We start from the raw sequence: 15459 nt of genomic DNA, 5'->3' as shown, positions 1-15459 counted from the left end.
ACCGGCCAAAGCCGGTTTTTTTAAGAAACGTAGAACAGCATTACTGCATTGCGTTGATCTGTGCAATCAGGTTTGATTTATGACGAGCAGCTTTATTCTTGTGAATCAGGCCTTTAGCGGCTTGACGGTCAACAATAGGTTGCATGTCATTGAATGCTGTTTGTGCAGTAGATTTATCACCTGCTGCGATCGCCATTTGTACTTTCTTGATGAAAGTACGCATCATGGAGCGACGGCTTGCGTTATGCTTGCGGCGCTTCTCAGACTGGACGGCGCGTTTCTTAGCTGATTTGATATTAGCCAAGGTCCAACTCCCAAATATAGTTTCTTGAGGACATTCTAAAGGCGAAGGAATATGCCCTTTCGACCTTCTTTTGTCAACGGATTTGTGCAAATTAGCGCCGCCAGTTCTAATTTCTATGGAAAAATCTATGGAAAAAAGAGCGGCAACACCACGGGTATCGATGGCGCAAGATTCTAACAGCTTTGTATCATGGAATATAGTCTTTAACGCGTTTTCTTTGTGCGTATGTCGAAGATATAAACATTCCTGTATATTGAGCGCTGAAATCAAGGCCGTGGGCCATAAACAACAGAAGTTTTTAACTTATAGCGTAATCGTTGGTTAACCTTAGCCTTCTCAGTTGCTATAATTCCCGATTTCCACTGTATAGGGCCCAGAGCTGATTATGAAGCTGATTCGCGGCATACACAATATCCGGCCTCGTCACCACGGATGTGTATTGACTATCGGTAATTTTGACGGTGTCCATCTTGGTCATCAGGCGTTGCTTCGTCAGCTTAAAAAGGAAGGTCAACGTTTAGGCCTGCCGACGATGGTAATGATTTTTGAACCTCAGCCGTTAGAGCTGTTTGCACCAGAGCAGGCACCGGCGAGGCTGACCAGGCTTCGTGACAAGTGTAAATATCTTGCACAGGCCGGGGTTGACTACCTTCTGTGCATTAAGTTTGATACCGCGTTTGCCACTATCAGCGCCGAGAATTTTATTTCGCGGTTGCTGGTTGACAAGTTGGGTGTTAAGTTTTTGATGATTGGCGATGATTTCCGCTTTGGCGCGCAGCGGCAGGGCGATTTTTCTCTGTTGCAGGCCGCAGGAAAAAAACAGGGTTTTGCCGTTGCCAATACTGAAAGCTTTTGTGAATTTGGTAAACGTGTAAGCAGTACTATGATTCGTCACGCGTTACGTGATGACGATCTGGCGCTAGTCGAATCGCTACTGGGTCGACCATACAGTATTTGCGGCCGTGTAGTACACGGTGACGCGCTGGGAAGGACCATCGGGTTTCCTACCGCTAATCTGCCAATGAAACGCTTAGTGACGCCGGTTAAAGGCGTTTATGCCGTAGAGGTTTTGGGATTGGGCGATAAACCATTGCCGGGCGTAGCGAATATTGGTATCAGACCGACCGTTTCTGGAGTGCGTCAGCAGCTTGAAGTTCATTTGCTTGATGTCGATATGGACCTATACGGGCGGCATCTGGACGTAGTTATCCGAGAAAAAATACGTAGCGAGCAGCGGTTTGCCTCGCTGGACGCATTGAAACAACAAATTGAATATGATGCCGTGTCTGCCCGAAAATATTTTGAGCAAGCGGCACGAACCTAATTTCTAGCCAAGTATGGAACCGAGAATCGAATGACTGACTATAAGAACACATTGAATTTGCCGGACACCGGGTTTCCAATGCGCGGCGACTTAGCCAAGCGTGAACCTGGAATGTTAGACCATTGGTACCAATCAAACCTTTACGGTGCGATTCGTCAGGCCAAAAAAGGGAAGAAAACCTTTATTCTTCACGATGGCCCTCCTTATGCAAACGGCAATATTCATATTGGTCACGCAGTTAATAAGATTCTGAAAGATATCATTATTAAATCAAAAGGTATGGCTGGTTATGACGCGCCTTATGTTCCGGGCTGGGACTGTCATGGCCTACCGATTGAGTTAAAAGTTGAGCAACTGGTCGGTAAACCGGGCGAGAAGATCAGCGCGTCTGAATTTCGTAAAGCATGTCGTGAATATGCCGCAGAGCAGGTTGAAGGTCAGAAAAAGGACTTCATTCGTTTAGGCGTGCTGGGTGACTGGGATAACCCGTATTTGACCATGGCGTTTAAAACCGAAGCCAACATCATTCGTTCTCTGTCTAAAATTATCGGTAATGGGCACCTGCATAAAGGCGCTAAGCCGGTACATTGGTGTATCGACTGCAGTTCATCGTTGGCTGAGGCTGAAGTTGAATATTATGACAAAACTTCACCGTCTATCGATGTGCGCTTTAACGCCGTTGATCCTCTAGCCGTTGCGGCCAAATTTGGTGTGACCAGCGTTAAAGGCCCACTGTCAGCGGTTATCTGGACCACCACGCCGTGGACCCTGCCTGCAAACCGGGCTATTTCGCTACATCCAGAATTTGAATATCAGCTAGTTCAGGCCGCGGACGAAACGTTAATCCTTGCCGCTGAACTGGTTGAAAGCGTGATGAAGCGCGCCGGAATCGAAAGCTGGGCGGTGCTCGGTAGTGCAAAAGGCGCTGACCTTGAGCTGATGCGCTTTACCCATCCGTTCTTGGCGTTTGATGTACCGCTTATCCTCGGTGAGCACGTTACCTTAGAAGCCGGTACCGGCGCTGTACATACCGCTCCGGGCCACGGTCCCGATGACTATGTTATCGGCCAAAAATATCATTTAGAAGTGGCTAATCCGGTTGGTCCTAACGGCTGTTATTTAGCCGGAACTTATCCAACTCTGGATGGCTTAAACGTATTTAAAGCTAACGATGTTGTCGTTGAGCTACTGCGTGAAAAAGGCGCACTGCTGCAGGTTGAGAAGGTGCAGCATAGCTACCCGTGCTGCTGGCGCCATAAAACGCCGATTATCTTTCGCGCGACGCCTCAGTGGTTCGTCAGTATGGACCAGCACGGGCTGCGTAAGCAGTCTTTAGAAGAGATTAAAGCCGTTCGTTGGATCCCTGACTGGGGTCAGGCGCGTATCGAAACCATGGTGGCCAATCGCCCTGACTGGTGTATCTCTCGTCAACGTACCTGGGGCATGCCGATGTCTCTGTTTGTACATAAAGATACCGATGAACTGCATCCACGCTCTCAGGAAATCATGGAACTGGTGGCTCAGCGCGTTGAAGAACACGGCATTCAGGCGTGGTGGGATTTAGATCCTAAAGACGTATTGGGTGAAGATGCGGCAAACTACGTTAAAGTTCCTGACACGCTAGACGTATGGTTTGATTCAGGCTCGACTCACTCATCGGTCGTGGACGTTCGCCCTGAATTTAACGGTCACAGTGCAGATCTGTATCTGGAAGGATCGGATCAGCATCGCGGCTGGTTTATGTCATCGCTGATGATTTCAACGGCAATGAAAGGCAAAGCGCCTTACCGTCAGGTTTTGACCCACGGTTTCACCGTTGACGGTCAGGGCCGTAAAATGTCTAAGTCTATCGGTAATACCGTCAGCCCTCAGGACGTAATGAATAAACTGGGCGGAGATATTCTTCGCTTATGGGTCGCCTCAACGGATTACACCGGTGAAATTGCGGTGTCGGATGAAATCTTGAAACGTTCAGCCGATGCCTATCGTCGAATTCGTAATACCGCGCGCTTTTTACTGGCTAATCTGAACGGTTTTGATCCGGTCAAAGACATGGTTAAACCAGAAGATATGGTGATACTGGATCGCTGGGCCGTGGGCCGCGCGATGGCGGCGCAGGAAGAAATTGCTGCCAGCTACGATAATTACGACTTCCACGTGGTTATTCAGCGCCTGATGCAGTTCTGCTCGATTGAAATGGGTTCATTCTATCTGGACATCATCAAGGATCGTCAATATACCGCGAAGGGCGATAGCTTAGCCCGCCGCAGCTGCCAGACCGCGCTGTACCATATTGCTGAGGCGCTGGTTCGTTGGATGGCACCGGTTATGTCATTTACTGCCGATGAAATCTGGAGCTATCTGCCGGGTGAACGCGATAAGTTTGTGTTTACCGGTGAATGGTATCAGGGGCTGTTTGGCCTAGCCGATGGCGAGAATATGAGCGATAGCTATTGGTCAGAACTGCTGAAAGTTCGCGGTGAAGTAAATAAGGTTCTGGAGCAGGCGCGTAATGACAAATTACTGGGCGGCTCTTTAGAAGCCGCAGTAACGCTGTATGCGGAACCTGAACTAGCAGCCAGCCTGAATGCGCTACAAAATGAACTTCGCTTTGTCCTGCTGACCTCGGGCGCTAAAGTTGGGCCAATCGATCGGGCTGGCGTTGATGCACAGCAAAGCGACGTGATGAAGAATCTGAAAGTCGGGTTCGCCAAGGCGCAGGGAATTAAGTGTCCGCGCTGCTGGCACTATACTCTGGACGTCGGCCAAAACGCTGAACATCCGGATCTCTGTGGTCGCTGCGTAACTAACGTTGCTGGCAATGGTGAAGAGCGTAAGTTCGCCTGATGAGTAAATCTAATTTTTTATCTATTGGTACCACCGGATTACGCTGGCTCTGGCTGGCGGTTCTGGTTTTTATTGCCGACATCGCTAGCAAGTTCTGGGTGATCAAAAACTTTGCTTTGGGCGAGTCGGTCGATTTATTGCCATTCTTTAATTTTTACTATGCTCGAAACTACGGCGCAGCGTTTAGCTCTTTTATGGGGCAGCGCTGGGCGCTAGCGGCGGTGGCAGTTACCATTTCTATTGTACTGATGGTAATGATGTACCGCACGGCAGCAACGGCCAAATGGAGTAATATCGCGTTTGCGTTAATTATTGGCGGCGCTTTGGGTAACCTGTTCGATCGCCTGTATCACGGATTTGTTGTCGACTTTTTCGATTTCTATATTGGTGAATGGCATTACCCAACCTTCAACGTTGCCGACTGCGCCATCTGTATTGGTGCGGTAATGGTGATTTTGGAAGGATTTATTTTCTCACAGAAGAAAGACGAGAAAAAAGAGACGGCAGAGTAATCCGGTAAGCGCTTGGCGTGTCATCAGACATAACGCATGACCGGTTACGCCATTTGGAGAGTAAAAATGCAAATATTGTTGGCTAACCCGCGCGGTTTCTGCGCCGGGGTAGACCGGGCCATCAGCATTGTCGAGCGTGCGCTGGAAATTTACGGCGCGCCGATTTATGTGCGTCATGAAGTTGTACATAACCGCTATGTGGTAGATAGCCTGCGCCAGAAAGGGGCGGTATTCATTGAACAGCTGAGTGAAGTGCCTGACGGCGCAATTCTGATTTTTTCTGCCCACGGTGTCTCTCAGGCGGTCAGAGCGGAAGCTAAGGCTCGCGATCTCACGGTGTTTGATGCTACCTGCCCGCTGGTGACTAAAGTTCATATGGAAGTCGCCCGAGCCAGCCGTAAAGGCCGTGAAGCTATTCTGATTGGCCATGCTGGTCACCCCGAGGTTGAAGGGACCATGGGCCAGTACAGCAACGCCGAAGGCGGCATGTATCTGGTAGAGTCGCCGGACGACGTCTGGCAGCTATCGGTTAAAGATGAAAATAACCTCTGCTTTATGACTCAGACCACGCTATCCGTCGATGATACTTCCGACGTGATTGACGCACTGCGTAAACGCTTCCCGGATATTATCGGCCCGCGTAAAGACGATATTTGCTACGCCACCACCAATCGTCAGGAGGCGGTACATAATCTGGCATTGCAGTCTGACGTAGTGTTAGTGGTGGGTTCTAAAAACTCGTCTAACTCTAATCGCCTAGCTGAACTGGCCCAGCGTATTGGTAAACCAGCCTATTTAATTGATACCGCTGATGATATTCAGGAAGGCTGGCTCAAAGCGGTTAACTCCGTTGGCGTGACCGCCGGTGCTTCAGCGCCCGACGTATTAGTTCAGGCCGTGATTGAACGCCTGCGTTCGTTAGGCGGCCTGCCTGCGCAAGAGATGGAAGGGCGGGAAGAAAGCATCGTATTCGAAGTGCCCAAAGAATTGCGGGTTAAAATGGTAGATTAACCGATTGGTTTTACAATAGTTCGATATTAGCAGCATCGAGGCGAATATTACTCGCTGATTTTTTTCAACGGCTGCGGCCTTGTATGCGCCGCAGCTTCCAGCAATTCTCTGCTAAATACTTTGTTAAAACCTATTTTTATTCATCCAGATAAATATGTCTGGATTAGCCGTACTTTTTATCTTCCCTGATTATACCCATCATACTTCAAGTTGCAGGTGCGTTGGCTACGTTCGCTCACCCAAATCACTTACTTGAGTAAGCTCATTGGGGCTCACTCACTTGCCGCCTTCCTGCAACTCGAATTATTTTGGGTATGTAAGTAAATCTATTTGTCAGAACTAAAGCTGGACGCTACTCTGACAGACACAAGGGGTTCCCTTCAGTAATACAATAATAATTTAGAGGACGATTATGACCAGTAAGCAGGTAAGAGTAGCGATTGCCGGAGCCGGCGGACGGATGGGGCGTCAGCTGATTCAGGCAGTAGAACTGGCCGAAGGCGTTGTTTTGGGGGCTGCGCTGGAGCGTAGCGGCTCGTCACTTATTGGCGTTGATGCCGGAGAGTTAGCCGCTATTGGTCAGTTAGGCGTTCGGGTCAGTGATGATTTAGACGCCGTCGCTAATGATTTTGACGTATTTATTGATTTTACTCGCCCTGAAGGCACGTTAAGCCACATCGCATTTTGCCGTAAACACCATAAGTCAATGATTATCGGTACCACCGGTTTTGATGAGACCGGTAAAGCAGAAATAAAAGCGGCATCTCAACAGATTGGTATCGTTTTCGCTGCAAACTTCAGCGTAGGGGTGAATTTAGTTCTGAAGCTGTTGGAACAGGCAGCAAAGGTCATGGGCGACTATACTGATATAGAAATTATTGAAGCCCATCATCGTCACAAAGTGGATGCCCCGTCAGGTACCGCTTTAGCCATGGGCGAAGTGATTGCCGATACGCTTGGCCGAGATTTAAAAACCTGCGCGGTGTATGCCCGTGAGGGCCATACCGGAGAGCGTAACCGCCAGTCGATCGGTTTTGCTACCTTAAGAGCCGGTGATATCGTTGGTGAACATACGGCAATGTTTGCTGATATTGGCGAGCGGGTTGAAATCACCCATAAGGCATCGAGCCGTATGACTTTTGCTAACGGCGCCGTTAGGGCTGCGGCTTGGTTAAACCAGCATAAAAGTGGATTATTTAGCATGCGGGACGTTTTATCGCTTGATGACTAGATAAAATCATCTTATCTTGATTGATTTGCGTATTTTTCAATGCGCAAATCAAATTTTTATTTCTATAATTATTTGTTTTTTTAAAGATTATTTTGCTAATTATATTATTTAATCGCTTTGTTTTGTTTAATCAAATATTGTCCATATAAATTAAATTTATCCTAATTTATTTAGTCATATTTCACCTCGTTATTCCAATTTCATCATTATTTTTCATTTTTAATTCATTTATTCATTAAAAAGCATAGCAATCGTTTTCCAAGCGCTAGTTAGACTATGTTTTTCATTGGTTATGATGATTTATTTGCTGAAGTCTACAAAATACAATTAAAAAAGCGTTTTTTATAGACAAGAAACTGTCGGATCATTAGAATGCGTCCAATTTGCCCGAAAGTTGCTGATAAGGCTTTTTTTGCGCTTATTTAGAAGGTATAGTTGTGAATTAATATGCAGTTTTTATGACTCTTTATTCTAGGAGGGTGTTTTGAGTAAGACAGCGCTACTGGTTCTCGAAGACGGAACCCAATTTCACGGTCGGGCCATCGGGGCAAACGGAACGGCAATTGGGGAAGTTGTTTTTAATACCTCAATGACCGGCTACCAAGAAATCCTCACCGACCCATCCTATTTCCGCCAAATTGTCACTCTTACTTACCCCCATATTGGAAACGTTGGTACAAACTCCTCAGACGAAGAATCGAGCTCAGTGCATGCACAGGGCCTGATTATCAGAGATCTGCCGCTGGTTGCCAGTAACTACCGCAATCAGGAAGGATTATCCGAATATCTTAAACGCCATAACATAGTGGCAATCGCCGATATTGATACCCGTAAACTGACCCGAATTCTGCGTGAAAAAGGGGCTCAGAACGGTTGCATTATTGTCGGTGATACCGCCGATGCTCAGCTCGCACTGGATAAAGCCAAATCCTTCCCCGGGCTGAAAGGGATGGACTTGGCTAAAGAAGTTACTACCCGAGAGTCTTACCGGTGGACACAGGGAAGCTGGACGCTGGAAGATGATTTACCCGCGGCTAAAGATGATTCCGAACTGCCTTATCACGTGGTGGCTTATGATTATGGCGTTAAGCGCAACATCTTAAGAATGCTGGTTGACCGTGGCTGCCGCTTAACGGTGGTTCCGGCGCAAACTTCGGCGCAAGAGGTGCTTAAGCTTAATCCTGACGGCGTCTTCTTATCAAACGGGCCGGGAGACCCTGCACCCTGTGACTATGCTATCCAAGCAATTGAGCAGATTTTAGAAACCGATATTCCGGTGTTTGGTATCTGTCTTGGCCATCAGCTGCTGGCTTTGGCATCCGGCGCGCAAACCAGCAAAATGAAGTTCGGCCACCACGGCGGCAACCACCCGGTTAAAGATATTGAGAATAATACCGTGATGATTACTGCTCAAAACCACGGGTTTGCCGTGGATGAGTCAACGCTGCCGGCCAACCTGATTACTACCCATAGGTCGCTGTTTGACGGCTCACTGCAAGGGATTCATCGTACCGATAAAGCCGCGTTCAGCTTTCAGGGGCACCCGGAAGCCAGCCCGGGCCCGCACGATGCGGCACCGTTGTTCGACCATTTTATCGAACTTATTGAATCCTATCGTTCTACCGCTAAATAAATCAGGAGCCCTTAACAATGCCAAAACGTACTGATATTAAAAGTATCCTGATCCTTGGTGCTGGCCCGATTGTTATTGGTCAGGCCTGCGAGTTTGACTATTCCGGCGCTCAGGCGTGCAAAGCCCTGCGCGAAGAGGGGTATCGGGTTGTGCTGGTTAACTCGAATCCGGCAACCATTATGACCGATCCTGAAATGGCCGATGCTACCTATATCGAGCCGATTCATTGGGAAGTGGTGCGTAAAATTATTGAGAAAGAGCGCCCGGATGCCGTACTGCCCACCATGGGTGGACAAACGGCGCTTAACTGTGCGTTAGAACTCGAGCGCCAAGGCGTGTTGGCCGAGTTTGGCGTAACCATGATTGGAGCCACGGCCGATGCTATCGATAAGGCTGAAGATCGCCGCCGGTTTGACATCGCCATGAAGAAAATTGGCCTTGATACGGCCCGTTCGGGCATCGCTCATAATATGGAAGAAGCCCATGCGGTTGCGGCTGACGTTGGCTTTCCCTGCATTATTCGCCCGTCGTTTACCATGGGGGGAACCGGCGGCGGTATAGCCTATAATCGTGAAGAGTTTGAAGAGATTTGTGAACGTGGCCTAGACCTTTCTCCTACCAAAGAGCTACTGATTGATGAGTCGCTGATTGGCTGGAAAGAGTATGAAATGGAAGTGGTGCGGGATAAAAATGATAACTGCATTATCGTCTGCTCGATTGAAAACTTCGACGCCATGGGTATTCACACCGGCGACTCAATTACCGTGGCTCCGGCTCAAACGCTGACCGATAAAGAGTATCAAATCATGCGTAACGCCTCGATGGCGGTGCTGCGCGAAATCGGCGTTGAAACCGGCGGTTCAAACGTTCAGTTTGCGGTTAATCCGAAAAATGGTCGCCTGATTGTGATTGAAATGAACCCGCGGGTGTCGCGCTCTTCGGCTTTGGCTTCTAAAGCGACCGGTTTTCCGATTGCTAAAATTGCCGCTAAGCTGGCGGTTGGCTACACGCTTGATGAACTGATGAATGATATTACCGGTGGTAAAACGCCGGCCTCCTTCGAACCCTCTATCGACTACGTGGTCACCAAAATACCTCGCTTTAACTTCGAAAAATTTGCCGGTGCCAACGACCGCCTGACTACGCAAATGAAGTCGGTGGGCGAAGTCATGGCCATCGGTCGTACTCAGCAGGAGTCGTTACAAAAAGCGCTGCGTGGCCTTGAAGTTGGTGTAAATGGCTTAGATCCTAAAGTGAATTTAGATGACCCCGATGCGCTAACCCGCATCCGTCGCGAGCTGAAAGAGGCTGGCTGCGACCGGATTTGGTATATCGCCGATGCGTTTCGCGCCGGTATGTCGGTTGACGGCGTGTTTAACCTGACTAACGTTGACCGCTGGTTCTTGGTTCAAATTGAAGAGTTAGTGCGGTTAGAAGAACAGGTTGCCGAACGCGGCTTTACCGGCCTTGATGCGAGCTTTATGCGTACCTTAAAGCGTAAAGGCTTTGCCGATGCGCGTTTGGCCAAGCTGGTTGGCTTTTCAGAAGCTGAAGTTCGTAAGCTTCGCCACAAATATGAGCTGTACCCGGTGTATAAGCGGGTTGATACCTGTGCGGCCGAGTTTTCTACCGATACGGCCTACATGTACTCTACCTATGAAGACGAGTGCGAAGCTAACCCGACCAACGATCGGCCAAAGATTATGGTACTCGGCGGAGGCCCGAACCGCATCGGTCAGGGTATTGAGTTTGATTACTGCTGCGTACACGCTTCGCTGGCACTGCGTGAAGACGGTTACGAAACCATCATGGTCAACTGTAATCCAGAAACGGTTTCTACCGATTATGATACTTCAGACCGCCTGTATTTCGAGCCGGTAACGCTAGAAGACGTGTTGGAAATCGTACGTATTGAGCAGCCTACCGGCGTTATCGTTCAGTACGGCGGCCAGACTCCGTTAAAGCTGGCCCGAGCTTTAGAAGCCGCTGGCGTGCCGATTATCGGTACTTCGCCGGACGCCATTGACCGCGCTGAAGACCGTGAACGCTTCCAGCAAGCGGTTCATCGCTTAGGATTAAAACAGCCGGCTAACGCCACGGTTACCACTATCGAAATGGCGGTGGAAAAGGCGGTGGGCATTGGTTATCCGCTGGTGGTTCGCCCGTCATACGTACTGGGCGGGCGGGCAATGGAAATTGTTTACGATGAAACCGACCTGCGCCGTTACTTCCATAGCGCTTTCAGCGTATCGAACGATGCGCCGGTGCTGCTGGACCACTTCTTAGATGATGCGATTGAAGTAGACGTTGATGCCATCTGTGACGGTGAACGCGTGCTGATTGGCGGCATTATGGAGCATATCGAGCAGGCCGGGGTTCATTCCGGTGATTCAGCCTGTTCACTGCCTGCCTATACGCTGAGCCAAGAAATTCAAGACGAGATGCGCAGACAGGTTGAGAAGCTGGCGTTTGAACTGTGCGTTCGCGGCCTGATGAACGTGCAGTTTGCGGTGAAAGATAATGATGTTTACCTGATTGAAGTTAACCCGCGCGCCGCCCGTACCGTGCCCTTTGTCTCTAAGGCTACCGGCGTTCCTTTGGCGAAAGTCGCGGCCCGGGTTATGGCGGGTAAGTCATTGCTTGAGCAGGGCGTAACCAAAGAGGTTATCCCGCCTTATTACTCGGTTAAAGAAGTGGTGCTGCCGTTCAACAAGTTCCCGGGTGTCGACCCGATTCTTGGGCCAGAAATGCGCTCTACCGGTGAAGTGATGGGCGTCGGGCGCAGCTTTGCCGAAGCGTTTGCCAAAGCTATGTTGGGCAGTAGCCCGAACAAAATGCCAAAAGGCAGAGCGTTACTGTCGGTGCGGGAAGGGGACAAATCTAAGGTGGTAGACCTAGCGGCTAAATTGCTGAAACAGGGCTTCGAACTGGATGCTACCCACGGTACCGCGGTGGTACTGGGTGAGGCCGGTATTAATCCACGCTTGGTTAATAAGGTGCACGAAGGCCGCCCGCACATTCAGGACCGGATTAAGAACGGTGAGTATAATTACATCGTGAATACCACAGAAGGGCGTCAGGCAATAGAGGATTCCAAACTGATTCGCCGTAGTGCGCTTCAGTATAAGGTTCACTATGACACCACGCTGAACGGTGGTTTTGCTACCACGATGGCAATGAATGCTGACCCGACGGAGAAAGTCATTTCGGTACAAGAAATGCACCGGTTATTGAAATAGCCACTCGGTAATTACTGAGCGTAAACCCGCTGATAGTCAGATATTGGCGGGTTTTATTATTACTACCTAAGATTTATACATCAATATGGTTAAGCGCATTTGAACGGTTGGAGCGGTTTAGCCATCGGTGCTATTCTAACGTGCGCTAAAACGGCAAACGGGCTTCCGTTTATATCCTTTCTCTTTATTATTCAGGTAAATATAAAGTGGAATCTGATAAAGTTCAGCTACGCCAGCGGGAAATTACCCGTTTGTGTATTCAATGCGCTTTACTATTACTCCAGCATGGGGCCGAAAGTATGCTGGTTGAACAGCTATCTTATCGCCTCGGCAAAGCGTTAGGCATTGATAACGTTGAAAGTTCGATCTCAGCGAATGCCGTGGTGCTCAGTACTATTTATCAAGGTTTCTGCATGACCTCGACTCGGAAAAACATCGATCGCGGCATAAATATGCATATGGTCACTGAAGTTCAGCGCATTGTCATTTTGACCGAACACCGGCTATTGGATATTGATGATGTTCAGAAGCGTTTGGATAATATTAAACCGCTGCGCTATCCACGTTGGCTGATGGTGTTAATGGTTGGGCTATCCTGTGCCAGCTTTTGTAAGCTGGCTGGCGGCAGCTGGGATGCCGTATCGATCACGTTTGTAGCCAGCTCTATTGCCATGTACGCTCGTCAGCTATTGACGTCGGTTCAGATGAACCCGTTGATCAACTTTTTTTGTACCGCTTTCGTGGCGACTACCGTTGCGGGCTGGCTGGTGCGATGGATCGATATGCCAACGGCATCGGTTGCGATGGCATCTAGCGTATTGCTGCTGGTTCCCGGCTTTCCGCTGATTAATTCCGTTGCCGATATGTTTAAAGGACATATCAATACCGGCATTGCCCGCTGGGCGATGGCCAGTTTGCTTACGCTTTCCACCTGCATTGGCGTGGTTGTTGCTATGTCAGTCTGGGGATTCAGGAGCTGGTTATGAATTTACTTTTAACGCTGATTCAGGGAATGGTATTGGCCGCCATACCGGCGGTTGGCTTTGCGCTAGTGTTTAACGTTCCGGTGAAAGCATTGAAGTACTGTGCGCTGTTGGGCGCAATCGGTTATGGTACAAAAACCCTGTTGATGCACTATGGCATGCTGATTGAATGGGGTACTTTTCTGGCTTCAATTCTAATCGGCAGTATTGGTATTTACTGGTCAAGGCGTTTTCTGGCCCACCCGAAGGTGTTCACCGTGGCGGCGGTCATTCCGATGTTTCCGGGGGTTTATGCCTATAAGGCAATGATTGCGATGGTGGAAATTTCTCATCTGGGCTATAGCTCTCAGCTGTTTGAAACCATGATCACTAACTTTTTGCGGGCGTCGTTTATCGTCGGTGCGTTATCTATCGGGCTTTCTCTACCTGCGCTGTGGCTATACCGACGCCGGCCGAGCGTATAAATATGAGCAGCATTTATAAAGCTGACAGGACAACAGAATTCAGGACATTTTTATGGTTATTAGTTTAATTGCCGCAATGGCTAACAATCGGGTTATTGGTGCAGATAATGCCATGCCCTGGCACTTACCCGCCGACCTCGCGTGGTTTAAACGAAATACGCTGGCTAAGCCGATCATTATGGGGCGTAATACCTACGAGTCCATAGGCCGCCCGCTACCGGGGCGATTAAACATCGTGATTAGCCGCTACCCGCAGTCAGACGATAGGGTAACCTGGGTAAGCACGTTAGAGCAGGCAATATTGGCCGCCGGTGTGGTTGATGAAGTGATGATCGTTGGCGGTGGACGGGTGTACGAACAGGCGCTGGCGCAGGCAAACCGGCTCTATCTCACCCACATTGAAGCGAATTTGGAAGGGGATACCTACTTTCCTGACTATCAGCAGTACTCTTGGGCTCAAACTTATGAAGAACGGCATCAGGCTGATGAGAACAACCCGTATGGCTATCGCTTTGAGGTGTTGGAGCGCAGTTGATAGGCTTTAAGCCCCGAAGCGTTGCGGGGCTTAAACCTGGCTCTGTGGATATGAACTACCGTTAGCCACATTAAGAGCCAATTTGAACTTCCTGACCTAAGAATTCCTGTTGAAAGTACTGCTTATCGTCCCATCTCAGCATGGTTAATTTTCCGCCCCAACAGCATCCGGTATCCAGCGCATAGATTCCGTCCGGCGCGCCGTTCCCTTCAAGGGCTGCCCAGTGGCCAAAAGCAATAGAGTATTTTTCGGTGACCGGGGTGGATATCTCAAACCAGGGTTTCAATGGCGCAGGCGCTTTTTTCGGTACGTCTTTGCAGATCATATCTAAGCAGCCGTTCGGGTAACAAAAACGCATTCGGGTAAAGGCATTGGTGGCATAGCGCAGGCGCGAAAGGCCAGACAGTTGGTCGTTCCAGCAGTTGGGCAGGTCGCCATACATTGAATCAAGAAACAGCGGATAGATATCGCTGGAGAGAATCGCTTCGATCTCTCGGGCACAGCGTTTAACCGTGTCGATATCCCACTGTGGGCTGATGCCTGCATGGGCCATGATTAACGCTTTCTCTTCGTCAATTTGTAATACCGGCTGGCGACGTAACCAGTTAATCAGCTCATCGCAGTCAGGGGCTTCCAGCAACGGCGTCAGGTTATCTTTTGGCTTATTGCGACTGATACCGGCAAAGATTGCCAGCAGGTGGAGGTCGTGATTACCCAGCGTTAAGCGCACGGCATTGCCCAGTGAGCGAACGTAGCGCAGAACTTTCAGGGAATCGGGCCCGCGGGCCACTAGATCGCCGGTTAACCAGAGGGTATCGCGTTGAGGATTAAAATCTGCCTGAGCTAAGAGTGCCTGTAGTTCGTTAAAACAACCGTGAACGTCACCTACTAAAAGTGTTGCCATAAGCAGGAGCTAGCCTTTTATTATTACTCACTATACTTCGAACCGTGGGTGCGCAACCATCTTCCTTCAATTCGAATTATTTAGAGGATAGATTAGTGAATCAGCGATGGGATCGCCAGACGGAATACCGGAATGATGATTTGAAACGGTTGGCCATGCTGATCGACCATTTTGTAATGGCCTTCCATTGTGCCCAGCGGGGTTTCCAGAACGGCGCCGCTGGTATACTGATATTCGCCGCCAGCGATAATGATCGGTTGTTCTCCGACCACGCCTTCGCCCTGAACTTCAGTCTGCTTGCCGTTAGCATTGGTGATTAACCAGTAACGGCCTAATAGCTGGACCTGAGTCCGCCCCAGATTACGTAATGTCATGGTATAAGCAAAAACAAAACGCTCTTCGTCCGGCATAGACTGTGTTTCTACGTAAAAACTCTGTGCCTGAATAAGAACCCGGGGTTGATCGATCATGG

The 15459-nt window shown here is 49.2% G+C and carries 13 protein-coding genes; 10 read left to right on the top strand and 3 right to left on the bottom strand.

Translation table 11 applies throughout. The features are described 5' to 3' along the window. Positions 1 to 40 precede the first annotated feature (40 nt). Positions 41 to 304, bottom strand: a complete 264-nt coding sequence (gene rpsT, locus GVI43_RS03470; protein ID WP_029093028.1) for a 30S ribosomal protein S20 — start codon at positions 302 to 304, stop codon at positions 41 to 43. A 385-nt stretch (positions 305 to 689) separates the two neighbouring features. Between rpsT and ribF the strand changes: the two genes are divergently transcribed. The 10 genes from ribF (at position 690) to folA (ending at position 14083) form a co-directional block, all read left to right on the top strand. Beyond that, positions 690 to 1628, top strand: coding sequence for a bifunctional riboflavin kinase/FAD synthetase (gene ribF / locus GVI43_RS03465; RefSeq protein WP_159565352.1), 939 nt, complete (start codon positions 690 to 692; stop codon positions 1626 to 1628). A gap of 30 nt (positions 1629 to 1658) precedes the next feature. Beyond that, positions 1659 to 4475: an isoleucine--tRNA ligase gene (gene ileS / locus GVI43_RS03460; protein ID WP_159565351.1), complete on the top strand. Its 2817-nt coding sequence runs from the start codon at positions 1659 to 1661 to the stop codon at positions 4473 to 4475. After that, complete coding sequence (gene lspA, locus GVI43_RS03455; protein WP_159565350.1) at positions 4475 to 4987, top strand: signal peptidase II; 513 nt, start codon at positions 4475 to 4477, stop codon at positions 4985 to 4987. The genes ileS and lspA overlap by 1 nt, the downstream gene beginning before the upstream one ends. 66 nt (positions 4988 to 5053) lie before the next feature. After that, positions 5054 to 5998, top strand: coding sequence for a 4-hydroxy-3-methylbut-2-enyl diphosphate reductase (gene ispH / locus GVI43_RS03450; RefSeq protein ID WP_159565349.1), 945 nt, complete (start codon positions 5054 to 5056; stop codon positions 5996 to 5998). A gap of 412 nt (positions 5999 to 6410) precedes the next feature. Continuing rightward, positions 6411 to 7229 (top strand): 4-hydroxy-tetrahydrodipicolinate reductase, encoded by an 819-nt coding sequence (gene dapB, locus GVI43_RS03445; protein ID WP_159565348.1) that lies wholly within the window; start codon positions 6411 to 6413, stop codon positions 7227 to 7229. A gap of 484 nt (positions 7230 to 7713) precedes the next feature. Beyond that, positions 7714 to 8862 (top strand): glutamine-hydrolyzing carbamoyl-phosphate synthase small subunit, encoded by a 1149-nt coding sequence (gene carA, locus GVI43_RS03440; protein WP_159565347.1) that lies wholly within the window; start codon positions 7714 to 7716, stop codon positions 8860 to 8862. A 17-nt stretch (positions 8863 to 8879) separates the two neighbouring features. Further along, positions 8880 to 12101: a carbamoyl-phosphate synthase large subunit gene (carB, locus tag GVI43_RS03435; protein ID WP_159565346.1), complete on the top strand. Its 3222-nt coding sequence runs from the start codon at positions 8880 to 8882 to the stop codon at positions 12099 to 12101. A gap of 206 nt (positions 12102 to 12307) precedes the next feature. Continuing rightward, positions 12308 to 13087 carry a threonine/serine exporter family protein gene (locus GVI43_RS03430; RefSeq protein ID WP_159565345.1) on the top strand — a complete coding sequence of 260 codons (780 nt, stop codon included), beginning with the start codon at positions 12308 to 12310 and terminating at the stop codon, positions 13085 to 13087. Then, positions 13084 to 13548 carry a threonine/serine exporter gene (locus GVI43_RS03425; RefSeq protein WP_159565344.1) on the top strand — a complete coding sequence of 155 codons (465 nt, stop codon included), beginning with the start codon at positions 13084 to 13086 and terminating at the stop codon, positions 13546 to 13548. Before GVI43_RS03430 ends, GVI43_RS03425 begins: the two co-directional genes overlap by 4 nt. A gap of 52 nt (positions 13549 to 13600) precedes the next feature. Then, the gene (folA, locus tag GVI43_RS03420; protein ID WP_159565343.1) at positions 13601 to 14083 is read left to right on the top strand and encodes a type 3 dihydrofolate reductase; all 483 of its coding nucleotides are present in this window, start codon (positions 13601 to 13603) and stop codon (positions 14081 to 14083) included. Positions 14084 to 14153: 70 nt separating this feature from the next. On the opposite strand, the gene apaH is transcribed toward folA, so the two are convergent. Next, a complete protein-coding gene (apaH, locus tag GVI43_RS03415; protein WP_159565342.1) occupies positions 14154 to 14987 on the bottom strand; it encodes a bis(5'-nucleosyl)-tetraphosphatase (symmetrical) ApaH in 834 nt (277 codons plus the stop codon). 92 nt (positions 14988 to 15079) lie between these two features. Continuing rightward, the gene (gene apaG / locus GVI43_RS03410; protein WP_159565341.1) at positions 15080 to 15457 is read right to left on the bottom strand and encodes a Co2+/Mg2+ efflux protein ApaG; all 378 of its coding nucleotides are present in this window, start codon (positions 15455 to 15457) and stop codon (positions 15080 to 15082) included. Between the last annotated feature and the right edge of the window lie 2 nt (positions 15458 to 15459).

This window comes from Budvicia diplopodorum, assembly GCF_009800925.1.
GTDB classification, from domain to species: domain Bacteria; phylum Pseudomonadota; class Gammaproteobacteria; order Enterobacterales; family Enterobacteriaceae; genus Budvicia; species Budvicia diplopodorum.
This window is presented reverse-complemented; position numbering and strand designations above follow the sequence as displayed.